Source organism: Actinomadura sp. NTSP31, from assembly GCF_041951385.1.
In the GTDB taxonomy this organism is placed as follows: domain Bacteria; phylum Actinomycetota; class Actinomycetes; order Streptosporangiales; family Streptosporangiaceae; genus Spirillospora; species Spirillospora napierensis.
The window spans coordinates 88,072-108,874 of the sequence record NZ_JBGNUT010000002.1 but is presented as its reverse complement, the minus strand read 5'-3'; the positions used below and the strand labels follow the sequence as shown (position 1 = coordinate 108,874).

The following is a 20,803-nucleotide window of genomic DNA, read 5'->3' as shown; positions in this document are numbered from 1 at the left end:
ACAGTTCCGGCCGGATCGAGGAGCCATGACGGAACCGGAGATCAACCAGGACGTCCCGCATTCCGCCCGCGTCTGGAACTACCTGCTCGGCGGGAAGGACAACTACCCCTCCGACCAGGCGGCGGGCGACCAGGCCCTGGACGTGCTGCCCGAGGTGGCGCGGCTAGCCCGCGAATCCCGCCAGTACCTCAACCGCGCGGTGTCCTACCTGGTGGAAGAGGCCGGCGTGCGGCAGTTCCTCGACATCGGCACCGGCCTGCCCACGGCCGACAACACGCACGAGGTCGCCCAGCGGTCGGCGCCCGACGCCCGGATCGTCTACGTCGACAACGACCCCCTCGTGCTGGTCCACGCCCGGGCCCTGCTGGCGAGCAGCCCCGAGGGCGCCTGCGAGTACCTCCACACCGACCTGCGCGACCCCGACACCATCCTGAAAGAGGCCGCCCGGACGCTGGACTTCGGCCGGCCGGTCGCGCTGATGCTCATGGGCATCACCGAGTTCATCCCCGACCACGACCAGCTGTTCGGCATCGTCGACCAGCTGGTGGCGGCGCTGCCGTCCGGGTCGTACCTGGCGCTGTACGCCACGACGAACGTCGTGCACGGCGAGCGGACCGACCAGGCGATCGAGACGTGGAACCAGGCCGACGGAACGACCCCCATGACGGCCCGCTCGGTGGACCAGGTCGCCCGCCTGTTCCGCGGCCTCGACCTCGTCGACCCGGGCCTGGTCGAGATCACCCAGTGGCGCCCCGTCCACCCGGACCTGACTGGAGCCCCCGTAGACGGCTACGCCGGCGTAGCCCGCAAACCCTGACCCCCCACGCCACCGCATCTCACAAAGAGGGAGCGACTTCCAGGTGCTCCCAAAGCACCTCGATCGGGAAGGGATCGGACGCGGTCACCGCCACAGGCCCCATGTCACGATGGGTCGTCCCGATGTACGCATACCGCCCAGGGCCACCCGCCAGCGCATAGCGCTCGATGGACAGCGCCCCCACCTTGTCGAAGGAAACCAGCCAGTAGTGCGGTATGCCCGCGTCGGCGTAATCGGCCATCTTGTGAACCCGGTCGCGCCGCTCCGACCAGGGCGAGCGCACCTCCACGGCGATCAGGACGTGCTCAGCCGCCAACTGCTCGAAGTCCGGTATGCAGCGATGCAGCACCGCATCCGGCTTTCGACCGGTCGGGGGCGCTTCCCACAGCAGGACGTCCACCTCGGTGTTCGTCTCATAGCGCTCCGCGCGTCCGCTGCGCCGGATCTGCTGCACGGCCGCCTGTTCCAGCGCGAGGGACAGACGGGTGGCCACCTTCTGATGCTCACGTCCGCGCTGCTCCCGCGGCACCACATAACCGTCGACGATCTCCAGGTCACGCCTGATGCCCTCATCGAACTCAAGGAACATCTCCCAGGTGATCGGCTCGTGTTGCTGTCGGTGCCACACGGGCATGTTCGGCGCTCCAGGTTGGCGTACAGCGACACAGATCCTACGGGCCGTGACGTGCCCTCACCGCATGCGAGCGGTTGGACGAACCCGCTCGTCACCCACTCGAACCGAAATCAGCCGTCAGGAAACGCGCTGGTCGAGGTTCAACTCCCCGCGCCTGATGCGCGCCAGCAACCCGCCGAAGTCGTCGGCACTGAACCCGAGGCGCGGCCCCCCAGGGGCCTTGGAGTCCCGCACCCCGATACGTCCGCCGAGGTCAGCCACCTCGACGCACGCATCATCGTTACCGCTGCCCGTGTAGGAACTCTTCCGCCACTTGATCATTCGTACGCCTCAACGTCTCTTCGATCAGATCCAGCGGAGCGTCCCGAGACAGGGCGAGCGCCCCGATTTGACCAAACCTTGTCCCCAGGCCGACGGTCTCGTCACCGGCCTCGATCAACCGACGCCCGCCGATCTGAGCCCCGGCGTAGGCGACGTCACCGTCAGCTTCGGGTCGTCTCCGATGTCGAGAAGGCGCCGCACTGCACGGCCGCCTGTTCCAGCGCGAGCGACAGGCAGGCGGCCACCTTCTGATGCTCGCGCCCGCACTCAGGTACATGGGCTTTCAGGTAGCGCGCCGGTCGAGGTCCATCTCTCCGCGCCTGATGCGCGCCAGCAACCCGCCGAAGTCGTCGGCACTGAACCCGAGGCGTGGCCCGTCAGGGTCCTTGGAGTCCCGCACCCCGATACGTCCGCCGAGGTCAGCCACCTCGACGCACGCATTGTCGTTGACGCCGCCACTCCGGGAGCTCTTCCACCACTTGATCATTCGTACGCCCTCAACGTCCGTTCGATCAGATCCAGCGAGGGCGCAAGACAGGGCAAGCGGCCCCGAATTGATCAAACTTTATCCCCAGACCGGCGGTCTCGTCACCAGCCTCGATCAAGCGCCCGCCGATCTGAGCCCCGGCGTAGGGACGTCACCGTCAGCTGCGGGTCGTCGCCACCTTCTGATGTCTGCGCCCGCACTCGGGTACTTGGCCTTCAGGTAGCGCTCCGGTCGAGGTCCATCTCCCCGCGCCTGATGCGCGCCAGCAACCCGCCGAAGTCGTCGGCACTGAACCCGAGGCGCGGCCCCTCAGGGTTCTTGGAGTCCCGCACCGCAATACGTCCACCCAGGTCAGTCACCTCGACGCAGGCTTCGTCATTGACGCCACCGCTGTGCGAACTCTTGCGCCATTCCGTCAAGACAACTCCTCCAGCCTCCGCTCAATGAGAGCGACCGAACTCGACCGAGACAGCGCCTCGGCCCCGATCTCGTCGAACCGTACCCTGAGGACGTTGACCTCGTCACCGCCCTCGATCAAGCGACCGCCGATCTGCGCTCCGGCATACGCGATGTCACGGCCGCCTACCGTGAGTACTTGGAATGGGCCGTCAAGCCCAGGATGAGCACCCGCAGAGAAAGGGACTACCCGGCAGACGACGTTGGGGGACTCCCTCAACTCGAGCAGCCTGCGCATCTGGTCACGCATAACATCCCGACCGCCGACCATCTGATTCAGTACCGCCTCATCGAATAGGATCCACAGCCTCGGTGGCGCCGCACGCCTGAGCGTCTCCTGCCGTTTTATCCGCACCTCGAGCGCCCCTTCAATGTCCTCTGCACCGGCGCCACGAGAAAGCAGCGACCGCGCATACTCGGTGGTCTGCACCGGAACGGGAAGAGACTGACCGTGGTAAACCTTGATCACGTCCGCGGCCGATTCGTACTGAATGTACTGCTTGAACCAGTCAGGATCATGTCCGGTGCAGGCGTAGTACAGCAGCCTCTGGAAATGCCCGCCGGTGTCCCAGGCATCATCGAGTCGCTTCATGTGATCATTTTTTGGCCGGCGACGCCCCGCCTCCCAGTTGGATACAGTGCCGCGCGCGGCCTTAACGATCAAGCCGACCTGAGCCAGGGACAACCCTCTCTGAGTCCGATAGAACCACAGGTCAAAGGCCAACCAGGCCCACAGCGAAGATTTCGGCTCGACGGTCTCACGGACACTCACGTCGCCCTCCGATGTATCCAATGGTTCCTGATGCAAAGCACGATAACTCTCGAACACCGATCCTGTGAGCACGTTTCAGAGAACAGGACGGAAGTCATGAGTGATCAGGTTCCGACGTTTAAAATGCCCAAATCGGATGAAATCCGGATGACCCTGCTCGCTGTGGGGTCTTCGGTCGCGCTCGCTCGCGAACTCGTCCGCTACGCGCTCACCCATTGGGGCCACGAGCGGTCGCTGGTCGACGACTCGATCCTCGTCATGAGCGAGATCACGACGAACGCGGTCAACGCGGCGCCCGGCCGCCACATCCGGATCCGCATCACCACGTTCAACGGTGCGCCGCTGCTGGAGTGCTGGGATCCGGCGCCCGGAACTCCCCTCCCCCGCAAGGCCGGCCTGGACGCCCTGAACGGGCGCGGCCTGGCGATCGTCGCCGCCTATGCCAAGGGCACCGGCGTCCGTCCGTCCGCGAACGGCGTCGGCAAAATCATCTGGGCCCTCATGCCCGCCGCGGAGACCTCTCCGCCACCCTGACCACCGGACGAGCCTGAGCCTTACCTGGAAGCAAGAGGGCTGTAACTGCGCGTTCGAGCGAGTCCGAGGATCGTGGCAGCACAGGTGACCGGCGGCGGGCGACCGGGAACCCGCTGTCTAACTCGTCCATTAAAAGCAACTCTTGTCACTTTTGAGGTGTGGTGCGAGAGTTTCAGCGCGATGCCGTCGACGGGAAGCGAGTGCCTCATGACGAGACCGTGGGAAGCGGACCACGCAGCGGAGTTCCGGCGCAGGCTCGGCAAGACCGCCGCCGAGGTGGGCGACAGCCGCACCACGCAGGACTGCCCTGAAATCTGGGAGCTGGACAACGGCGATATCGCCGTCATCGGCCGCGACGCCACGACCGCTTATGCCGACCGGCTCCCGCCGGGCGTGAGCATGGGCGCCGACGAGCGCCTCGTGATCATCTCCGGGCGCCTGCTCTCGGCCGCCAAGCCCGACATCCGGGACGCCTGAGAGGCCGGCGCGGTCGACCCGCAGGCGGCACTGCTTATTAGCAGCCACTTAACGCAATTCGGACTAAACCTGCGTGCGGCGAATATCTGTCGGCGGTGGGAGCGTCCCGGTTCTCTCAAATCCGGGATCGTCGCTTGGGGCTGAACCTATGCTTCCCCCATGCCCCCCAGCCGCGTTAAGCGGACCGGGTCGAGTGCGCTTCCCCTCGTCCTTGGTTCGCTCCTCGCCGTGCTCACGTTCAGCATGGTGATCGTCCTTCAAAAGGATTCCGTACGGACAAGTGGTCCCTACGTCCTGGCCACGATGGCGGTGCTCGCCGTCGTCGCGCTGATCGGAATTGTGACCGCGTTGATGTTTCAGGCGCGGGATACGAAGATCGCGCGGGAGGAGGCTCGGCGGGTCGCGATTGCCGAGCTGCTCAAGGTGGCGATGGACGATCCGGCTCTGGACGAGGCGTGGGGGCCGGTTCCCGAAGGGGGAGACCGCAAGGCGCGGCGGCAGCTCATGTACATCAACATGATCGTCTCTGAGTGGCAGATGTCGTACGAGACCAAGGCCCTGCCCGAGGTGCGTCTCCGGGCCGTCTCGCGGGAGATGTTCAGCGGCCGGCCCGGGCGGGCGTACTGGCGGGAGGCGCGGCAGGTCCGGCTGAGCACGTCGGGGAGCAAGCGGGCGCGCCGCTTCCACGAGATCCTGGACGAGGAGTATCGCCGCGCTCCCGCGCCGCCGGCCGAGCGCACGCCGGTCCAGTGGCGCCCGTGGGCGGTCGCCGCTGCGGCGGCCGCCGGGGTTGTGGCGCTGACGCCCTTCGTGGGGCGGGGCCGCGGACGCTGACGGTCAGCTTCTCAGTTCGTTTCGCTGGGCTCTGGTCAGGCGGGCCACCACCAGGTCGTAGGAGTGGTCGATCAGCTCATCGAGTTCGTCGTCGGGGACGGAGCCGTCCAGGGCGACGGTGTTCCAGTGGCGTTTGTTGAGGTGGTAGCCGGCGGTGATGGCCGGATGGCGGGCGCGGAGGTCGAGGGCCAGGCCGGGGTCGCATTTGAGGCTGACGGATCCCGGCGGCGGTCCGAGGGACACGAGGGCGAACATCCGTCCGCAGACCTTGAAGACGGCCACCTGGTCGCCGAACGGGTAGTCCTCCACCGAGCCGGGCTTGGCGGTGCACTCGTCGATGACCCGGTCGCGCAGCGGGGGGCCGGCCATCGGAGCTCCGTTCTCCCGGGGGCGGTGCGTCTCCAGAGTCCCACGCGTCGTCGGCGAGGCGCTCGCGGGGGCGGTTCACCGTCCGGCCGGCCCGCACTGGGCGGCGGGCCGGCCGGCGCGGGTTTCAGGTGTTGCGGTGGGCGCCCTGGGCGGCGTTCTGCGCGCCGGGGATCAGGGACGCGTAGACGATGATGTTGTCGTCGTAGTGGCCCCGCTTGCGGTCGAAGGCGCCGCCGCAGGTGATGAGGCGCAGTTCCGGGCCCCCTTCCTGCCCGTAGACCTTGTCCGTCGGGAACCTGTCCTTGGCGACGCGCTGGACGCGGTCGATGCGGAAGGCCGGCGCGGTGCCGTCCTTGCGGACGACCTCGATCCGGCGGCCCGGGCGGAGCGCGCCGAGCCTGTAGAAGACGCCCGGCTCGGTCTTGGAGTCGACGTGGCCGACGAGGACGCTGCGGCCGTTCTCCCCCGGGGTCGGGCCGTCCTCGTACCAGCCGACCTCGTCCACCCTGCTCAGCGGCGGTACCCCGAGTTCGCCGTCCCGGCGGGTGGCGACCGGGACGACCGGCGCGTCGACCTTGATGGACGGGACCCTGATCCGTCGCGGCAAGGACGGGGAGAGCGCCTGCTCCGGGTTCGGGGCGGCGTTCTCGGGTGCCTTCCCCACCAGGTCGGCCGAGGGCGGTTGCGGTGGCGCGTCGGGGCCGCCGAGCCTGAATCCGACGACGCACAGGGCGGTTCCTGTCGCGATGAGGACGGCGGCCAGCCAATACCACGGGTGTATCGGCCGGCCGCTGCGCCTTGCTCTGCTCATAGGCTCAGGAGAGGCCCTTCGCCCGGCGGCGGAGTGCCGCGATCGCGACGCCGCCGCCCAGCGCGATGACGCCGAGGCCGGCCCCGGCCAGCAGCGGGTCGCGCGAGGTGGTGGCGGAGGTGCCGCCGCCACCGGCCATCACGCCGCTCCGGGGCGTGATCGGCTTGAGGTAGGCCCGGAAGACCCACTTGCCGACCTGGTTCGCCGGCACGCTCTGCCGCAGCCGGACCCAGCCGTTCGTGGCGGTGCAGTCGGCGCCGATGTGCTTGCGGTACGGCAGCGGCGGCGGCACCAGGCGGCCGTTCGGCGTTTCACGGACGTTCAGCCCGCTCCGCGCGTTGACCTCGTAGCGGCAGACCCCGCCGGTCACGATCGGCTTCAGGTACGTCCTGGAGACCCACTTGCCGACCTGGTTCGCCGGCACGCTCTGGCGCAGCCGGGTCCAGCCGTGGGTCGACGTGCAGTCGGCGCCGATGTGCTTGCCGAACGCCAGCGGAGGCGGCACCTTCCGGAACTGGGTGCCAGGACCCGTGCGGACGTTCAGGCCGCTCCGCGCGATCACCTCGTACCGGCAGATCTTGGCCGCGGCCGCCTTGTGCGGCGTGGCGGGCGCCGCCGCCTGGGCGGCGGTCCCGCCGGTCAGCAGCGTCAGGCCGCTCGCCGCCCCGGCCACCGCGAGCAGCGTGCCTGTGCGCGCGCTTGTCCTCATTCTTCCCCCAACTAATGATCTTGTTGATGCCGGAGGTGTCCGACATCGTCGTTGATCAAGCTGCCCCCTCCGCATTCGGCACATGCCGTCGTTGTCGCAAACGTTGGGGATAGCGTTGTGTCGGCACCTCGAAAATCTCATTGTTCAACGGCCAAGCGACGTTCTATATCCGGCGACAAGGTCACCATTATCGACAATGCGTTCATCGACCGACAAGGACGGCGAATATCACCCGTTCCGGGAAATGAACTCCGCCGCGCGGCGGACGAACGGGCGACGTGCCCCGGGCGGTCCCCGGGGCGGGGAACGGCGGCCGGCCGGCACCCGCTGGTGCACTGGCCGGCCGCCGCGCCCCGCTCGGCGCCCAGGGTCAGGAAAGGCCCTTCACCTGGCGGCGCCGCACCGCGATCGCGATGCCGGCGCCCAGCGCGATGGTGCCCGCACCGGCCCCCGCCAGCAGCGGGTTCGCCGTCGCGGAGGTGCCGCCACCACCGGCGGAGACGCCGCCGCTGGGCTTGATCGGCTTCAGGTACTTGCGGAAGACCCAGCCGTGCAGCTGGTCCTTCGGCACGCCCTGGTGCAGCTCGACCCAGCCGCCGTGGCTCGTCTTGCAGTCCGCCCCGATGTGCAGGCCGAACTTCAGCGGCGGCGGGATGAGCTTGCCCTGCGGGGTCTGGTGGACGTTCAGGCCGCTCCGCGCGATGACCTCGTACCGGCAGATGTCGCCGGCGCCGACGGGCCCGCCGTGCGGCGCGGTGGCCGCCAGGGCGGCGCCGCCGCCCAGCAGCGTCAGGCCGCTCGCCGCGCCGGCCACCGCGAGCATCATGCCGGTTCGCGCGCTTGTCATCATACTTCTCCCCGAACTCGTGATCTTGTTCTTTGCCGGAGGTGTCCGACATCGTTTCGTTGATCACAGTTCCCGGGAGATTTCGCCTGATGTCGCGCTGATCGCAAACATTGGGAACAGCGAGGGAAGGAGATCGTGAAGTCCGCGTCGGCCGCTTCCCAAGCGACGATTCTCCGTCACCGGCAGAAGCCCAGATAATGGACATGCTGATCATGTACGACAAAAACGATAAGCAATGCGAGTCGCGGCGAACAGGTCGTCCGGCCGGGAGCGCGGCCCCGGACGGGCGCCGGCGTGGCAGGGTGGGCGCATGCTGCCGACGCACACGAGCACGGAGGAACGGGACGTCCGCGTGGCGCTGCTGCCCGTCGGGAGTTTCGAGCAGCACGGGCCGTTCCTGCCGCTGGCCACGGACACGGTGGTCGCCTGCACGGTCGCGGCGGAGATCGCGGAGGCGCATCCGGTGCGGCTGCTGCCGCCGGTGACGATCTCCTGCTCGCACGAGCACGCGGAATGGCCCGGGACGGTCAGCATCTCGGCGGCGACCCTGCACGCGGTGGTCCGGGACGTGGCGGACTCGCTGCGGAGGGCGGGCGTGCCGAAGCTGGTGCTGGTCAACGGGCACGGAGGCAACTACGTGCTCGGCAACGTCGTCCAGGAGGCCGGCGGGGACATGGCGCTGTTCCCCGGAATGGACGAGTGGGAGGAGGCGCGGGCGGCGGCGGGAATGCAGACGTCCGGAATCAGCGACATGCACGCCGGTGAGCTGGAGACGTCCATCCTGCTGCACGCGCATCCGGAACTGGTGCGGCCCGGATACGAGCGCGCCGACCACCTGGCCGACGACCGGCGGCACCTGCTGACCGCCGGGATGGCGCGCTACACCGCGTCGGGGGTCATCGGGCGGCCGTCACTGGCCTCCGCCGGCAAGGGCCGGGACGCGCTCGCGAGCCTCGCCGGGGCGTTCGGGCACTGCCTCGCGGTGCTCGACCAGCAGGGTCAGGGCGCCCGGCAGGGCGGAGACGAGCGTCAGGACGCCGTAGACGACGGAGATGGTGAGGCCCTCGGCGGAGCCTAGGCCGGCGGCGCCGAACGCCAGCGCGGTCACCGCCTCCCGGGGGCCCCAGCCGCCGACGTTGATCGGCAGGCCCATGACCAGCAGCGCCAGCAGGAGCAGCGGCAGCAGTTCGGCGAGCGGGGCGTGCGAGCCGGCGGCGCGGGCGGCGACGACGAACAGCGCGAGGTGGCCGGCGAGGGCCGCGGCGGACAGCGCGGTGATGCCGGGCCAGGCCGCCAGGGCGCCGCGGGCCTCGGCGAGCGCGGCGGCGACGGCGCGGTGGCGCCAGCGGGCCAGGGCGGCGAGCAGGCTCAGCAGCAGCACGGCGGGGATCAGAGCGGGCTTCAGCGACGCCAGCAGCGACGGGCGGGCCGGCAGGACGGCCAGGCAGGCGAGCACCAGGACGATCTGCCCGGCGGCGCGCTCCAGCACGACGGCGCGGACGCCCCGGCCGAGGTCGCCGGACCGCTGGCCGTGGCTGACGGCGCGGTGCACGTCGCCGAGGACGCCCGCGGGCAGCACCGCGTTCAGGAACATCGCCCGGTAGTAGGCGGCGACCGCGCCGCGCAGCGGCAGCGGCAGGCCGAGCCCGCGGGCGATCAGCCGCCAGCGGGCGGCCGCGCAGACCGTGCTGAACAGGCCGATGAGCAGGGCGGCGGCGACGGACGGCCCGTCGACGGCCTTCAGCGCGGCCACGAACGCGGCCGTGCTGTGCCACCACAGCAGGCCGGCGAGGATCGCCAGGGCGGCGAGCACGCGCAGCCAGGGCCAGAACTTCACGATGCGCTCCCGGGGAGTGCGAGCAGGTCGAGGTGGTGGATCTCGGCGGTGAGGCGCCCGGCGTCGCATTCGCCGAGCCGGCGGCGCAGGTACTCGGCGGCGGGTTCGGCGAGGTCGGGGCGCTGCTCGACGGCGGCGCCGACCCAGCCGCGCAGCCATTCGCGGGTGAGCGCGGCCTGCGCGGGCCCGAGCCGCCACGGGCTGGGCCGCGTCGCGACGGTCGCGCCGCGGCGGCGGAACGCGGTGGCGGCGGCGGCCGGGGCGTCCGGTCCGAGCAGCCCGTCCCGGCGCTGGTGGGCGTCGAAGGCGGCGCCGATCGCGGCGTCCAGCGGGTCGGACGGGAAGAGCCGGACGCGTCCGGCGACCGACAGGGTCAGCAGCGCGGGGCAGCACGCGGCGGCGGCGATGCCGTCGACCTGCTCGGCGGTGAGGACGTCCAGCAGCGCGGACGCGGTGACCAGGGACGCGCCGACGAGGTCGGCGGCGTGCAGCCCGGTGAGGTCGCCCTCGCGGGTCTCGAGGGTGGCGGGCGTGCCGTCGGCGGTGCGGTAGGCGTTGGCGCGGGCCTCCTCCAGCAGGCCGGGGTCGCTGTCGTACAGGATCCAGTGCTGGGGTCCGGGCAGCCGGGGGGCGAGCCAGCGGCCGAGCGCGCCGGTGCCGCAGCCGAGGTCCCAGATGACCAGCGGCCGGCCGGGCGGCGGCAGGTGCGCGCGCAGCGGGCCGAGCAGCTCGCCGGCGCGGGCGGCGGCGTCGGCCTCCTCGCGCAGCGCCAGCCAGGTCGGGGCATAGGCGGTCATGTCGTCTCCTTCCCGAGTCCGTCCAGCACGGCGGCCATCCGGCGGGACGTCGCGTCCCAGCCGTGCAGCGTGCCGCGGCGCCGCCGGGCGGCGGACCGGAGGCCGTCGCGCAGCCCGGGGTCCAGCAGCCAGCGGCGCAGGGCCGCGGCGAGCGCGGCCGGGTCGTCCGGGGGGACGAGGAGACCGGGGACCGTGCCGCCCGGGGCGTGCCCGAGCGTGCCGGGGACGCCGTCGGCGTCGCTGGTCAGGACGGGGATCCCGCGCGCGAGGGCCTCGGTGACGACCATGCCGTAGGTCTCCGAGCGGGTGGGCAGGACGGCGAGGTCGGCGGCACTGTAGACGGCGTCGAGGCGGAGCCCGGTGAGGGGTCCGGCGAGGTGCACGCGGTCGCCGAGGCCGTGCCGGCCGATCGACTCGCGCACCCGCGCGACGTGGGCGGGGTCGCGGTCCAGGGACCCGGCGCAGGCGCACTTCCACGGCAGGTCCGCGACGGCGGCGAGCGCTTCGACGAGGACGTCGTGCCCCTTGCGTGGGGTCACGGACGCGACGCACAGCAGCCGGGACGCCCCGTCGGTGCCGGTGGCGATCGGTGCGGGGTCGACGCCGGGGGCGACGGCGTGGACCCGGGCGGGGTCGAGGTCGTGCCGCCCGATCAGGCGTTTCATCGCCCACGGGCTGGTCGCGACGACCGCGCCGGCGGCGTGCAGGGTGGCGCGTTCGAGCGCGTCGAGGTCGGCGCCGCCCTCGTCGGCGAGCGGCAGGTGGACGAGGACGGCGAGGCGCAGCCGGGACGCGTGCGGGACGACGACGTCCGGGACTCCGCACGCGACCAGGCCGTCCATCAGGACGACGGCGCCGTCCGGCAGCGCGGCGAGGGACCGGCCGAGGCCCGCGCGGGCGGCGGCGTCCGGGCGCGGCCAGGCGCCCGGCGCGGGGATCTCCCGGACGGCCCGTCCCGCCGCGGCGAGCTCCTGGCAGAGCCGCCGGTCGTAGACGTTGCCGCCGCTCGGCACGTCCGGGTCGTCGATGTCACCGGGGACGACGAAGCAGGCTTCCGCGGTCATAGCGGGCGCTCGTAACTCGCCCGCGCGACGTGCGACTCGTGCAGCGTCACCGCGATCTCCGCCAGGCCGCGCGCGCTCTCCCCCATCGACCCGGCGTGGACCCGGGCGGCGAGCCGGTCGGCGACGACCTTCGCCAGGTACTCCGTCGTCGTGTTGACCCCCGCGAACTCGGGTTCGTCGTCGAGGTTGCGGTAGTTCAGCTCCCGCAGCACCTCGCCGAGCTCGCGGGTGGCGAGCCCGATGTCGACGACGATGTTGTCGGCGTCGAGTTCCGCGCGGCGGAACGTCGCGTCCACGACGAAGGTGGCGCCGTGCAGCCGCCGCGCCGGGCCGAAGACCTCGCCGCGGAAGCTGTGCGCGACCATGAAGTGGTCGCGGACGGTGATGCCGAACAAGGGCCCTCCCTGTTTCCTGTGCCGGCTTTCCTGGGTGTGACTAGGCCTGCGGGTAGTCGATCCGGTGGCAGAGCGCGGGGAGCTCCCCGCTCGCCAAGCGGGCCATGGCCTGGGGAATCTCCTCGAACGGGCTGTTCCCCGTGATCAGTGCGTCGAACGCCGGGGCGGCCAGCAGGCGCAGGGCCAGCGCGAGCCGGTCGGCGGGCGAGCGCCGGGACCGGCGGGCGGGGGCGACCATGCCGACCTGGCTGGCGCGGACGGCGAGCCGGCGCGAGTGGAAGGACTCGCCGAGCGGGACGCGCACCGTCCGGTCGCCGTACCAGCTCAGCTCGATCACCTCCCCCTCGGGCGCGAGCAGCTCCAGCGACCGGACGAGCCCGGCCTCCGTCGCGCTGGCGTGGAAGACCAGGTCGCGGCCGCCCTCGGCGTCGGCGGGCAGGGCGAACCGGACGCCGAGCGCCCGCGCCGTCGCCGCCCGCGCCGGGTCGACGTCGACCAGCTGGACGTCGCATCCCGGCAGCCCGGCGAGGACCCCGGCGACCGAGCAGCCGACCATGCCGGCCCCGACGACCGCGATCCGGTCGCCGACCAGCGGCGCCGCGTCCCAGCAGGCGTTCACGGCGGTCTCGACGGTCCCGGCGAGGACGGCGCGTCCGGGCGGCACGCCGTCCGGCAGCGGGACGACCGCGCTCGCCGGCACCACGTAGCGGGTCTGGTGCGGATAGAGGCAGAACACGTGCCGCCCGACCAGCTCGGACGGGCCGTGCTCGACCATGCCGACGTTCAGGTACCCGTACTTCACCGGCCCGGGGAACGCGCCGTCCTGGAACGGCGCCCGCATCAGCGCGTGCTGGTTCTCCGGGACTCCGCCGCGGAACACCAGCGCCTCCGTCCCCCGGCTGACGCCGGAGAACACCGTCCGGACGAGGACCTCCCCCGGCCCCGGCTCCCGCAGCTCGACCGGGCGGATCTCCCCCTCACCTGGCGACCGGATCCAGAACGCGCGCGCGCCGAGTTCCATGAACACCCCTCCCCCGCCGAGCCCCGTGGTGCCGCACGGCCAGCCACAGCACGTCCCGTCCGAACGACCACGCCAGCAGGGCCAGCGCCGCCGCGACGACCACCCGCGCGTACGGGACGGCGCCGGACGCGACGGCCGCCAGCACGACGCCCTGCACGACCGCGACCGCCTTGCGCGCGAAGCTCGGCCGCAGCGGCGACCGCAGCCACGGCGCCGCCCACGACGCCGCGACGAACGCGTACCGCATCGTCCCGATCGCCAGCGCCCACATCCCGGCCGCCATCGCGGCCTGCACGCTCAGCACCAGGATCAGCAGCGCGTCGGCCTCCATGTCGAACCGGGCGCCGAGGTCCGAGGACGTCCCGGTGCGCCGCGCGACCCAGCCGTCCGCCCCGTCCAGGACGAGCGCCGCCGACGCGAGCGCGACCAGCACCGCGACCGGCCCGCCATGGACCAGATGCCCCGCGACGAGCGCCGCGACGCATCCCACGAGGACGACCCGCGCCAGCGTGACGTGGTCGGCGGGCCCGAGCGCCCGCCGCCCCCGGAAGGCGAACCCGAGGACGCCCCACGACGCGAGCGCGAACCCGGCGCCGACGGCGAGCCCGGCCGCGCCCGGCCGCAGCGCCGCCACGGCCCCCGTCTGGACGCACGCGGCGCCCGCCAGCTCCCACGCCCGCCACGCGACGGGCCCGCGCCGCACCGGCCGGAACACCGGCCGCGAGACGGTCACCGGCCGCGCCATCAGCGGGCCTCGCCGGCGTCCACCCGGGCGCCCTGCGGCGCGACGGCGTCCAGTTGCGGCAGGTCGTGGCCGAGGCGGTCGCGCTTGGCGGTCAGGTAGCGGATGTTGTCGTCGTTGACCGGCGCGAGGAGGGGGACGCGGGCCGTGACGCCGATGCCGTAGGACTCCAGGGCGCTGACCTTCGCCGGGTTGTTGGACAGCAGCCGCACCGACCCGACGCCGAGGTGGCGCAGGACGCGGGCGGCGGGGCCGTAGTCGCGGGTGTCGACCGGCAGCCCGATCGCGGTCGCGGAGTCGACGGTGTCGAGGCCCTGGTCCTGGAGGACGTGCGTGCGCACCTTCGCGACCAGCCCGATCCCCCGGCCCTCGTGCCCGCGCAGGTAGACCAGGACACCGCTGCCCTCCCGGACGACCGCGTCCATGGACGCGCGCAGCTGGTCGCCGCACTCGCAGCGGGTGGCGCCGAAGATGTCGCCGGTCATGCATTCGGAGTGCATCCGGACGAGCACGCCGGCCCGGCCCGCCACCTCGCCCCGGACGAGCGCCATGTGCTCGTTCCCGTCGACCGGGTCGCGGAACGCCACGGCGCGGAACGTCCCGCGCCGCGTCCGCAGGTCCGCCTCCGCGACGTCCCCGATCTCCTCGCGGCCGATGCCCTGGTCGTGCATCTTCCCCTCCTCGGCTCGTTGATCACCGTGCTCCGCAGCGACTGGTACGCAGCGGCCACGGCCCGTGGTCGCGTCCCACCAACGAATCTCCCCGCGAATCATTCAGAGTCCGAATGTTTTCCGCGGGTCGCTACACCGAATGGCACGGCGGAGGGGGGCCCTGAGGTTCAGCCGAGCCGCGCGCGGACCACCGGTTCGTGCAGCGCGCGCCGCGCCGACGGCTGCTCGGGGAGGGCGCTGCGCCCGCGCTCCTCCTCCGGCCGGGACGTGAGCGCGGCGACGTCCGCCTGCAAGGCCTCCGGTGACGGCGCGTCCGGCGGGAGCGGCCCGTGCTCGGCGGCGCGCTTGGCCTCGACCAGTTCCGGCAGGTAGGAGGGACCGTATCCGGTCAGCCGGCGGCCAGGGCGTCGAGCATTCCCGCGGGGAGGGTCACGGGGCCACGCTCCTGCGGCGGACGGAGATCAGCAGGTTCTCGATGCGGTCGCGGTCGGGTTCGGCGGGCAGCGGGCTGCGGTGGAGGGCATCGTCCAGGCCGGCGGCGAGGGACGCGCGCCAGCGCTCGATCTCGTCCCAGCCGGTCTCGCCGCGCCGGACGGCGAGGAGCCGGTCGCGCAGGTCGCCGACGTCCACCAGCGGCTCCCCCGTCCGGACGAGGTGCTCGCCGCTGACGAGCAGCCGCAGCAGGTGCATGACGTGCTTCCACTTCGGCTCGCCGCGGTTGCGCAAGTCGCCTTGCAGCTTGCGGAACTGCGCGTCGGCGTAGCGGAGGAAGGTGCGGTGCGCGTGCCGGGACAGGAACGCCTCCCGGGCCTCCAGCAGCTCCTCGCCGACCGGCGTGACCTTCTCGACGATCGGCGACCAGAGGCATTCCAGGACGGTCGGGTTGGCCGCCAGCGCCAGCTCGCAGAAGCGCTCGAACTCCCACGAGAACTGCTCGGGCAGCGGGCCGTCCAGATGGGTGGGCGGTTTGGTGAAACGCCAGAACAGCGGTGCCGGCGCGGCGAAGACGCCGCGCCGGTCCACGTCGCTGTCGCCGGTCGCCAGCCCGTACGCGCGCGAGCCCGTCACGACCGACAGGACGGTGTGGTCGCGCACGAGCCGGAGGTCTTCGGAGGTCACGGACGGCAGCCTCGCGCAGACGGCTGCCCGGACGCCACCCGGTTTCCCTCCGGTGCGTAAGGCGTTACGGGTTCGGCACAGACTTGCAGAAAATTTCTGCAAGCTATTTACGGAGCTGCAACCCCTTGCTAGCGTCCCGGTCCAGCCACCCCAATCCCGGACCCTGCGGGGCGGCCGTCCGGCCCGTCCCGCGAAGGAGGACCCCATGCGGCGCATCCCCCCGATCGGCGCCCTGAGAACCCCTGGCCCCCTCATTGCAGGTACCGCCGTCTGCGCGGTCCTCGCGCTCTCCCTCTCCGCCTGCGGCGGGGACGACGGCGGCTCCAAGGACGCGGCGGGCGCGGCGAGCCTCACCGGCCGCGGGCCCATCACCTTCGTCACCGGCAAGGACCGCTCCGGCTACCTGCAGAAGCAGATCGACGGCTGGAACACCGACCACCCGAAGGAGAAGGCCCGGGTCATCGAGCTGCCGGACGAGCCGAACGACCAGCGCCAGCAGATGATCCAGAACGCGACGACGAAGTCCGACGCGTACACCGTGCTGAACCTCGACGTCGTGTGGACCGCGGAGTTCGCCGCCAACCGCTGGCTGACGCCGCTGCCCAAGGACCGGGTCGACCTGTCGAAGATGCTGCCCGCGACCGTCACGACCGGCCAGTACCGCGGCAACCTGTACGCGGTGCCGTCCACGTCCGACGCCGGGATGCTGTACTACCGCAAGGACCTGCTCGACAAGGCCGGGATCTCCGCGCCGCCGAAGACCTACGCCGAGATGTGGTCCGACTGCGACAAGGTGAAGAAGCTGCCCGAGGGCAAGGGCGTCGACTGCTACTTCACCGAGGTCAACAAGACCGAGAGCATCACCATCAGCGCGGTCGAGGCGATCGGCGGCGCGGGCGGGTCGATCGTGGGGCCGGACGGCAAGCCCACGCTGAACACCCCGCAGGCCAAGCAGGGCCTGGAGTTCCTGGTCGACGCCAAGAAGGACGGCCGGATGCCGAAGGAGGCCGTCACCCTCGACACCGAGGGCGGCCGCCGCTACTTCCAGTCCGGCAGGCTGCTGTTCCAGCGCCAGTGGCCCTACCAGTACGCGCTCGCGAACGCCGGCGACGGCTCGTCGAAGGTGGCGGGCAAGTTCGCGGTCGCGCAGCTGCCCGGCCCGAACGGGCCCGGCGTCGCCAACCTCGGCGGCCACAACCTCGCGATCTCCTCGTTCGCCAAGAACAAGGCGACCGCGCTCGACTTCGTCCGCTACCTGACCGGTGAGCAGTCGCAGCGCGCGAACCTGCTGGCCACCTCGCAGGCGCCGACGGTCGCCTCGCTCTACGACGACCCGGAGATGGCGAAGAAGTTCCCGTACCTGCCGGTGCTCAAGCAGGCCATCGCCGGCGCCACGCCGCGCCCGGTCGCGATCAAGTACGGCGACGTGACCGCCGCGATCCAGGGCCAGGTGTACGACGCGGTGACCGGCAGGAAGCCCGTCGACCAGGCGCTGGCCGACCTGCAGGCCGCGCTCGGCCCGCTGACCGCGCAGTGAGCGGCATGACCACCACGTACGACGGCACGCCGCCCGCCGCGGGCACCGCCGCGGCGGGCGGGCCGCGCTCCCGCGGGCGCGACGTGCAGGGGACGAAGCGGCTCGCGGCGCTGCTGCTGTCGCCGACCCTGCTGGTGCTCGCGCTGGTCATCGGCTACCCGGTGCTCGCCGGCTTCCGCGAGTCGCTGTACGCGCGCGGCGAGGGGCTGGACGCCGACGGCTTCGTCGTCCAGGGCGACCGGTTCGCCGGCCTGGACAACTACACGGCGATCTTCCACGGCGACCGCGCCGGCGCGTTCTGGAACGCCTTCGGCAACACGACGTTCTTCACCGTCACGACCGTGGTGCTGGAGACGGTGATCGGCGTCGGCATGGCGCTGATCATGCAGCAGGCGTTCCGCGGCCGGGCGTTCGTGCGGGCCAGCATCCTCGTCCCGTGGGCGATCCCGACCGCGATCTCCGGCCTGCTGTGGCGGTGGATCTTCCAGGCGGACGGCGCCGCGAACGCGGTGCTGCGCCACCAGATCCTGTGGACCGCCGACGGGTTCCCCGCCAAGCTGGCCGTCGTCATCGCCGAGGTGTGGAAGACCTCCCCGTTCATCGGGCTGCTCGTCCTCGCCGGCCTGCAGATGATCCCCCGGGACGTCTACGAGGCCGCCCAGGTCGACGGCGCCGGCCCGCTCCAGCGGTTCTGGCGGATCACGCTGCCGCTGGTCCGGCCCGCCCTGCTGGTCGCGGTGCTGTTCCGGATGCTGGACGTGCTGCGGATGTTCGACCTGCCCGCCGTGCTGATCGGCGTCAACCAGAGGTCGGTGGAGACCCTGACGATGATCGCCTGGTTCGAGGCGTCCAACCTGCGGTACGGGTCGGCGGCGGCGTACGCGACCATCCTCTTCCTGTACATCGCGCTGATCGCGTACCTGTTCGTCCGGCTCCTCGGCGCCGACATCATCGGCGAGGCCCGGCAGCAGACGAAGCGGACCCGCGGGAGCCGTCCGGTGAGGGGCCGCCGCCGGAAGAAGGTGACCGCATGACGGGCTCACTGCCGAAGCGGCTGCTCTCCTACCTCGGCCTCGCGGTCGTCGCCGGCTACTGCCTGGCGCCCTTCTACTGGATGGCCGTGTCGGCGTTCCGACGGCCGCAGGACCAGTTCGACAACTCGATCGTCCCCACGCAGTGGTCGTGGGAGAACTTCCACGCGGTGTTCTCCGGTGACAACGGCTTCGGCCGGGCCCTGCTGAACAGCGTCGTCGTGGCGGGCTGCACCACCGCGCTGACCCTGCTCATCGGCACGTTCACCGCCTACGCGCTGGCCCGGCTGGACTTCCGGTTCAAGAACGCGGTGCTCGGGCTGATCGTCGCGACCACGATGTTCCCGGGAATCTCCCAGCTGGTGCCCTTGCTGAAGCTCTTCACGGACATCAAGTGGATCAACACGTACCAGGCGATGATCGTGCCCAGCCTGGGGTTCGCGCTGCCGCTGTCGGTGTGGCTGCTCACCGCCTTCTTCCGGCAGCTGCCGCGCGAGCTGGAGCAGGCCGCGATGGTGGACGGCTGCACCCGCGGCCAGGCGTTCCGCAAGATCATCGTGCCGCTGGCGGCGCCCGGGGTGTTCACCACGGCGATCCTGACGTTCATCGCCGCGTGGAACGAGTTCCTCATCGCGCTGTCCATGGTCAACAAGAAGGAGATGCAGACCGCCACCGTGGCGATCTCGAAGTTCACCGGCGTGTCGGGCTTCGACCAGCCGTTCGGCACCCAGATGGCGGCGGGGGTCGTGGTGACCGTCCCGCTGATCGCCGTGGTGCTGGTCTTCCAGCGCCGGATCGTCGCCGGCCTCACCGCCGGCGGCGTGAAGTGACCCTGCCGGCCCTGCGGCAGAGTGAGATGTCAGGCACCCGACCCGAAGGACGTACATGACGCAGGACACCCTCGCCGCCCCCGCCGCCCGTGCCCGGGGCACCGCCCGCTGGTGGCGCGACGCCGTCATCTACCAGGTGTACGTGCGCAGCTTCGCCGACTCGGACGGGGACGGCGTCGGCGACCTGCCGGGCATCCGGTCCCGGCTGCCGTACCTGGCCTCCCTCGGCGTGGACGCGCTGTGGCTGACCCCGTTCTACGTCTCGCCGATGGCCGACTTCGGCTACGACGTCGCCGACTACCGCGACGTCGACCCGCTGTTCGGCACGCTCGCCGACGCCCGCGGCCTGATCGGCGACGCGCACCGGCACGGTCTGCGGATCATCGTCGACGTCGTCCCGAACCACACCTCCGACCGGCACCCCTGGTTCCAGGCGGCGCTGGCCGCCGCGCCCGGCTCGCCGGAGCGGGCCCGCTACGTCTTCCGCGACGGCCGCGGCCCGGACGGCGCCGAGCCGCCCAACGACTGGGAGTCGGTGTTCGGCGGCCCCGCCTGGACGCGGCTGCCGGACGGGCAGTGGTACCTGCACCTGTTCGCCGCCGAGCAGCCCGACCTGGACTGGGAGAACCCCGAGGTCCGCGCCGAGTTCGCCGGCATCCTGAAGTTCTGGCTCGACCTCGGCGTGGACGGCTTCCGCGTCGACGTCGCGCACGGCATGGCCAAGGCGCCGGGCCTGCCGGACGTCGGGCACGCGAACCAGGTGGAGATGCTCGGTACCGCCGTGCTGCCCTACTTCGACCAGGATCCGGTGCACGACATCCACCGCGAGTGGCGCCGCATCCTGGACGGCTACGCCGGGGAGCGGATCGCCGTCGCCGAGGCGTGGGCGCCGACGCCCGAGCGGCTCGCCGCCTACACCCGCCCGGACGAGTCGCACCAGGCGTTCAACTTCCACTACCTGACCGCGCCGTGGGAGGCGCCCGCGATGCGCGCGGTGATCGAGGAGTCGCTGCGCACCGCCGGGGCGGTCGGCGCGCCCGCGACGTGGGTGCTGTCGAACCACGACGTCAAGCGGCACGTCACCCGCTACGGCGGCGGCGGCACGGGCCTGCGGCGGGCTCGCGCGGCGGCGCTGCTGACGCTCGCGCTGCCCGGCTCGTCGTACGTCTACCAGGGCGAGGAGCTGGGTCTTCCCGAGGTGCTCGACCTGCCGGAGGAGTTCCAGCAGGACCCGCAGCGGCTGCGCGGCGAGGGCCAGGGACGCGACGGCTGCCGGGTGCCGATGCCGTGGGAGGGCGAGGAGCCGCCGTTCGGCTTCGGCGCCGGCGCCTCGTCGTGGCTGCCGATCCCGACGTCCTGGCGCGACCTGACCGTCGCGGCGCAGAGCGACGACCCCGGCTCGATGCTCGCCCTCTACCGGGCGGCGCTGCGCGCCCGCCGCGACCATCCGGCGCTCGGCGACGGCCCCCTCCGCTGGCTGGACGGCCCGCCCGGCACGCTGTCGTTCGCCCGCGAGGACCCGGCGACGGGCCGCGCCTGCGTCTGCGTCGTGAACATGGGCGACCGCGCGGTCCGCGTCCCCGTCCCCGGAACCCCGCTGCTCGCCAGCGGACCGGTCCACACCGCCGGCGGCACCGCCGAGCTCGCGCCCGACACCGCGCTGTGGCGGGACGTTAATGAGGGATAACTTG

The 20,803-nt window shown here is 71.8% G+C and carries 26 protein-coding genes and 1 pseudogene; 9 read left to right on the top strand and 18 right to left on the bottom strand.

Going from position 1 to position 20,803, the window contains the following annotated elements; translation table 11 throughout:
- Positions 1-25 precede the first annotated feature (25 nt).
- On the top strand, positions 26-817 hold the full coding sequence (locus tag ACA514_RS03380) for an SAM-dependent methyltransferase (protein WP_375039484.1): 792 nt from the start codon (positions 26-28) through the stop codon (positions 815-817).
- Positions 818-836: 19 nt separating this feature from the next.
- On the opposite strand, the gene ACA514_RS03375 is transcribed toward ACA514_RS03380, so the two are convergent.
- The 5 genes from ACA514_RS03375 to ACA514_RS03355 form a co-directional block, all read right to left on the bottom strand.
- Entirely contained in the window at positions 837-1,451 is a 615-nt protein-coding gene (locus tag ACA514_RS03375) for a Uma2 family endonuclease (RefSeq protein ID WP_375039483.1), read from the bottom strand.
- 117 nt (positions 1,452-1,568) lie between these two features.
- The gene (locus tag ACA514_RS03370; RefSeq protein WP_375039482.1) at positions 1,569-1,772 is read right to left on the bottom strand and encodes a DUF397 domain-containing protein; all 204 of its coding nucleotides are present in this window, start codon (positions 1,770-1,772) and stop codon (positions 1,569-1,571) included.
- Between the two features lie 283 nt (positions 1,773-2,055).
- Positions 2,056-2,259 carry a DUF397 domain-containing protein gene (locus ACA514_RS03365; RefSeq protein WP_375039481.1) on the bottom strand — a complete coding sequence of 68 codons (204 nt, stop codon included), beginning with the start codon at positions 2,257-2,259 and terminating at the stop codon, positions 2,056-2,058.
- Between the two features lie 215 nt (positions 2,260-2,474).
- Positions 2,475-2,678 (bottom strand): DUF397 domain-containing protein, encoded by a 204-nt coding sequence (locus ACA514_RS03360; protein ID WP_375039480.1) that lies wholly within the window; start codon positions 2,676-2,678, stop codon positions 2,475-2,477.
- Complete coding sequence (locus ACA514_RS03355) at positions 2,675-3,487, bottom strand: helix-turn-helix transcriptional regulator (RefSeq protein ID WP_375039479.1); 813 nt, start codon at positions 3,485-3,487, stop codon at positions 2,675-2,677. The genes ACA514_RS03360 and ACA514_RS03355 overlap by 4 nt, the downstream gene beginning before the upstream one ends.
- 96 nt (positions 3,488-3,583) lie before the next feature.
- On the opposite strand from ACA514_RS03355, the gene ACA514_RS03350 reads away from it, so the two are divergent.
- The 3 genes from ACA514_RS03350 to ACA514_RS03340 all read left to right on the top strand — a co-directional run bounded on the left by ACA514_RS03350 (position 3,584) and on the right by ACA514_RS03340 (position 5,332).
- Positions 3,584-4,021: an ATP-binding protein gene (locus tag ACA514_RS03350; RefSeq protein WP_375039478.1), complete on the top strand. Its 438-nt coding sequence runs from the start codon at positions 3,584-3,586 to the stop codon at positions 4,019-4,021.
- A 207-nt stretch (positions 4,022-4,228) separates the two neighbouring features.
- Complete coding sequence (locus ACA514_RS03345) at positions 4,229-4,498, top strand: hypothetical protein (RefSeq protein ID WP_375039477.1); 270 nt, start codon at positions 4,229-4,231, stop codon at positions 4,496-4,498.
- A gap of 228 nt (positions 4,499-4,726) precedes the next feature.
- Positions 4,727-5,332 carry a DUF6082 family protein gene (locus ACA514_RS03340; RefSeq protein ID WP_375039476.1) on the top strand — a complete coding sequence of 202 codons (606 nt, stop codon included), beginning with the start codon at positions 4,727-4,729 and terminating at the stop codon, positions 5,330-5,332.
- A 3-nt stretch (positions 5,333-5,335) separates the two neighbouring features.
- Here ACA514_RS03340 and ACA514_RS03335 read toward each other — a convergent pair whose 3' ends face one another.
- The 4 genes from ACA514_RS03335 to ACA514_RS03320 form a co-directional block, all read right to left on the bottom strand.
- A complete protein-coding gene (locus ACA514_RS03335; RefSeq protein WP_375039475.1) occupies positions 5,336-5,701 on the bottom strand; it encodes an MmcQ/YjbR family DNA-binding protein in 366 nt (121 codons plus the stop codon).
- 124 nt (positions 5,702-5,825) lie between these two features.
- Complete coding sequence (locus ACA514_RS03330) at positions 5,826-6,512, bottom strand: class F sortase (protein WP_375039474.1); 687 nt, start codon at positions 6,510-6,512, stop codon at positions 5,826-5,828.
- A gap of 4 nt (positions 6,513-6,516) precedes the next feature.
- Positions 6,517-7,221, bottom strand: coding sequence for a hypothetical protein (locus ACA514_RS03325; RefSeq protein ID WP_375039473.1), 705 nt, complete (start codon positions 7,219-7,221; stop codon positions 6,517-6,519).
- 370 nt (positions 7,222-7,591) lie between these two features.
- Positions 7,592-8,068, bottom strand: coding sequence for a hypothetical protein (locus ACA514_RS03320; RefSeq protein ID WP_375039472.1), 477 nt, complete (start codon positions 8,066-8,068; stop codon positions 7,592-7,594).
- 310 nt (positions 8,069-8,378) lie between these two features.
- On the opposite strand from ACA514_RS03320, the gene ACA514_RS03315 reads away from it, so the two are divergent.
- A complete protein-coding gene (locus ACA514_RS03315; RefSeq protein WP_375039471.1) occupies positions 8,379-9,146 on the top strand; it encodes a creatininase family protein in 768 nt (255 codons plus the stop codon).
- Here the strand turns inward: ACA514_RS03315 and ACA514_RS03310 are convergent.
- The 9 genes and pseudogenes from ACA514_RS03310 to ACA514_RS03270 all read right to left on the bottom strand — a co-directional run.
- Positions 9,135-9,974: pseudogene (locus ACA514_RS03310) on the bottom strand (lysylphosphatidylglycerol synthase transmembrane domain-containing protein); the annotation flags it as partial. The gene ACA514_RS03315 and the pseudogene ACA514_RS03310 overlap by 12 nt on opposite strands.
- Positions 9,902-10,702, bottom strand: coding sequence for a methyltransferase domain-containing protein (locus tag ACA514_RS03305; protein WP_375039470.1), 801 nt, complete (start codon positions 10,700-10,702; stop codon positions 9,902-9,904). The pseudogene ACA514_RS03310 and the gene ACA514_RS03305, both read right to left, overlap by 73 nt.
- Positions 10,699-11,766: a glycosyltransferase family 4 protein gene (locus ACA514_RS03300; protein WP_375039469.1), complete on the bottom strand. Its 1,068-nt coding sequence runs from the start codon at positions 11,764-11,766 to the stop codon at positions 10,699-10,701. The genes ACA514_RS03305 and ACA514_RS03300 overlap by 4 nt, the downstream gene beginning before the upstream one ends.
- Positions 11,763-12,161: a 6-pyruvoyl tetrahydropterin synthase family protein gene (locus ACA514_RS03295; protein WP_375039468.1), complete on the bottom strand. Its 399-nt coding sequence runs from the start codon at positions 12,159-12,161 to the stop codon at positions 11,763-11,765. The genes ACA514_RS03300 and ACA514_RS03295 overlap by 4 nt, the downstream gene beginning before the upstream one ends.
- Before the next feature lie 40 nt (positions 12,162-12,201).
- Positions 12,202-13,182: a zinc-binding alcohol dehydrogenase gene (locus ACA514_RS03290; RefSeq protein ID WP_375039467.1), complete on the bottom strand. Its 981-nt coding sequence runs from the start codon at positions 13,180-13,182 to the stop codon at positions 12,202-12,204.
- Entirely contained in the window at positions 13,139-13,915 is a 777-nt protein-coding gene (locus ACA514_RS03285; protein WP_375039466.1) for a CDP-alcohol phosphatidyltransferase family protein, read from the bottom strand. The genes ACA514_RS03290 and ACA514_RS03285 overlap by 44 nt, the downstream gene beginning before the upstream one ends.
- Positions 13,916-13,926: 11 nt before the next feature.
- Positions 13,927-14,595, bottom strand: a complete 669-nt coding sequence (ribA, locus tag ACA514_RS03280) for a GTP cyclohydrolase II (protein WP_375039465.1) — start codon at positions 14,593-14,595, stop codon at positions 13,927-13,929.
- 167 nt (positions 14,596-14,762) lie between these two features.
- The gene (locus tag ACA514_RS03275; RefSeq protein ID WP_375039464.1) at positions 14,763-14,888 is read right to left on the bottom strand and encodes a hypothetical protein; all 126 of its coding nucleotides are present in this window, start codon (positions 14,886-14,888) and stop codon (positions 14,763-14,765) included.
- Between the two features lie 136 nt (positions 14,889-15,024).
- On the bottom strand, positions 15,025-15,714 hold the full coding sequence (locus tag ACA514_RS03270; protein WP_375039463.1) for a DNA polymerase beta superfamily protein: 690 nt from the start codon (positions 15,712-15,714) through the stop codon (positions 15,025-15,027).
- A gap of 205 nt (positions 15,715-15,919) precedes the next feature.
- Here ACA514_RS03270 and ACA514_RS03265 point away from each other — a divergent pair, with 205 nt between their 5' ends.
- From ACA514_RS03265 to ACA514_RS03250, 4 genes are read left to right on the top strand one after another with little or no spacing between them, the layout of a single operon-like run.
- Positions 15,920-17,251 (top strand): ABC transporter substrate-binding protein, encoded by a 1,332-nt coding sequence (locus ACA514_RS03265; protein WP_375039462.1) that lies wholly within the window; start codon positions 15,920-15,922, stop codon positions 17,249-17,251.
- A 5-nt stretch (positions 17,252-17,256) separates the two neighbouring features.
- Positions 17,257-18,285 carry a carbohydrate ABC transporter permease gene (locus ACA514_RS03260; protein WP_375039461.1) on the top strand — a complete coding sequence of 343 codons (1,029 nt, stop codon included), beginning with the start codon at positions 17,257-17,259 and terminating at the stop codon, positions 18,283-18,285.
- Entirely contained in the window at positions 18,282-19,112 is an 831-nt protein-coding gene (locus ACA514_RS03255; RefSeq protein WP_375039460.1) for a carbohydrate ABC transporter permease, read from the top strand. Before ACA514_RS03260 ends, ACA514_RS03255 begins: the two co-directional genes overlap by 4 nt.
- Positions 19,113-19,167: 55 nt before the next feature.
- Positions 19,168-20,799 (top strand): glycoside hydrolase family 13 protein, encoded by a 1,632-nt coding sequence (locus ACA514_RS03250; RefSeq protein ID WP_375039459.1) that lies wholly within the window; start codon positions 19,168-19,170, stop codon positions 20,797-20,799.
- Positions 20,800-20,803: the final 4 nt, after the last annotated feature.

What these genes read in the sequence shown, in the direction of transcription:
- ACA514_RS03380 (WP_375039484.1), top strand. Translation starts at nt 26, where the DNA reads ATGACGGAACCGGAGATCAACCAGGACGTCCCGCATTCCGCCCGCGTC.
- ACA514_RS03375 (WP_375039483.1), bottom strand. Translation starts at nt 1,451, where the DNA reads ATGCCCGTGTGGCACCGACAGCAACACGAGCCGATCACCTGGGAGATG.
- ACA514_RS03370 (WP_375039482.1), bottom strand. Translation starts at nt 1,772, where the DNA reads ATGATCAAGTGGCGGAAGAGTTCCTACACGGGCAGCGGTAACGATGAT.
- ACA514_RS03365 (WP_375039481.1), bottom strand. Translation starts at nt 2,259, where the DNA reads ATGATCAAGTGGTGGAAGAGCTCCCGGAGTGGCGGCGTCAACGACAAT.
- ACA514_RS03350 (WP_375039478.1), top strand. Translation starts at nt 3,584, where the DNA reads ATGAGTGATCAGGTTCCGACGTTTAAAATGCCCAAATCGGATGAAATC.
- ACA514_RS03345 (WP_375039477.1), top strand. Translation starts at nt 4,229, where the DNA reads ATGACGAGACCGTGGGAAGCGGACCACGCAGCGGAGTTCCGGCGCAGG.
- ACA514_RS03335 (WP_375039475.1), bottom strand. Translation starts at nt 5,701, where the DNA reads ATGGCCGGCCCCCCGCTGCGCGACCGGGTCATCGACGAGTGCACCGCC.
- ACA514_RS03330 (WP_375039474.1), bottom strand. Translation starts at nt 6,512, where the DNA reads ATGAGCAGAGCAAGGCGCAGCGGCCGGCCGATACACCCGTGGTATTGG.
- ACA514_RS03325 (WP_375039473.1), bottom strand. Translation starts at nt 7,221, where the DNA reads ATGAGGACAAGCGCGCGCACAGGCACGCTGCTCGCGGTGGCCGGGGCG.
- ACA514_RS03320 (WP_375039472.1), bottom strand. Translation starts at nt 8,068, where the DNA reads ATGACAAGCGCGCGAACCGGCATGATGCTCGCGGTGGCCGGCGCGGCG.
- ACA514_RS03315 (WP_375039471.1), top strand. Translation starts at nt 8,379, where the DNA reads ATGCTGCCGACGCACACGAGCACGGAGGAACGGGACGTCCGCGTGGCG.
- ACA514_RS03305 (WP_375039470.1), bottom strand. Translation starts at nt 10,702, where the DNA reads ATGACCGCCTATGCCCCGACCTGGCTGGCGCTGCGCGAGGAGGCCGAC.
- ACA514_RS03300 (WP_375039469.1), bottom strand. Translation starts at nt 11,766, where the DNA reads ATGACCGCGGAAGCCTGCTTCGTCGTCCCCGGTGACATCGACGACCCG.
- ACA514_RS03290 (WP_375039467.1), bottom strand. Translation starts at nt 13,182, where the DNA reads ATGGAACTCGGCGCGCGCGCGTTCTGGATCCGGTCGCCAGGTGAGGGG.
- ribA (WP_375039465.1), bottom strand. Translation starts at nt 14,595, where the DNA reads ATGCACGACCAGGGCATCGGCCGCGAGGAGATCGGGGACGTCGCGGAG.
- ACA514_RS03265 (WP_375039462.1), top strand. Translation starts at nt 15,920, where the DNA reads ATGCGGCGCATCCCCCCGATCGGCGCCCTGAGAACCCCTGGCCCCCTC.
- ACA514_RS03260 (WP_375039461.1), top strand. Translation starts at nt 17,257, where the DNA reads ATGACCACCACGTACGACGGCACGCCGCCCGCCGCGGGCACCGCCGCG.
- ACA514_RS03255 (WP_375039460.1), top strand. Translation starts at nt 18,282, where the DNA reads ATGACGGGCTCACTGCCGAAGCGGCTGCTCTCCTACCTCGGCCTCGCG.
- ACA514_RS03250 (WP_375039459.1), top strand. Translation starts at nt 19,168, where the DNA reads ATGACGCAGGACACCCTCGCCGCCCCCGCCGCCCGTGCCCGGGGCACC.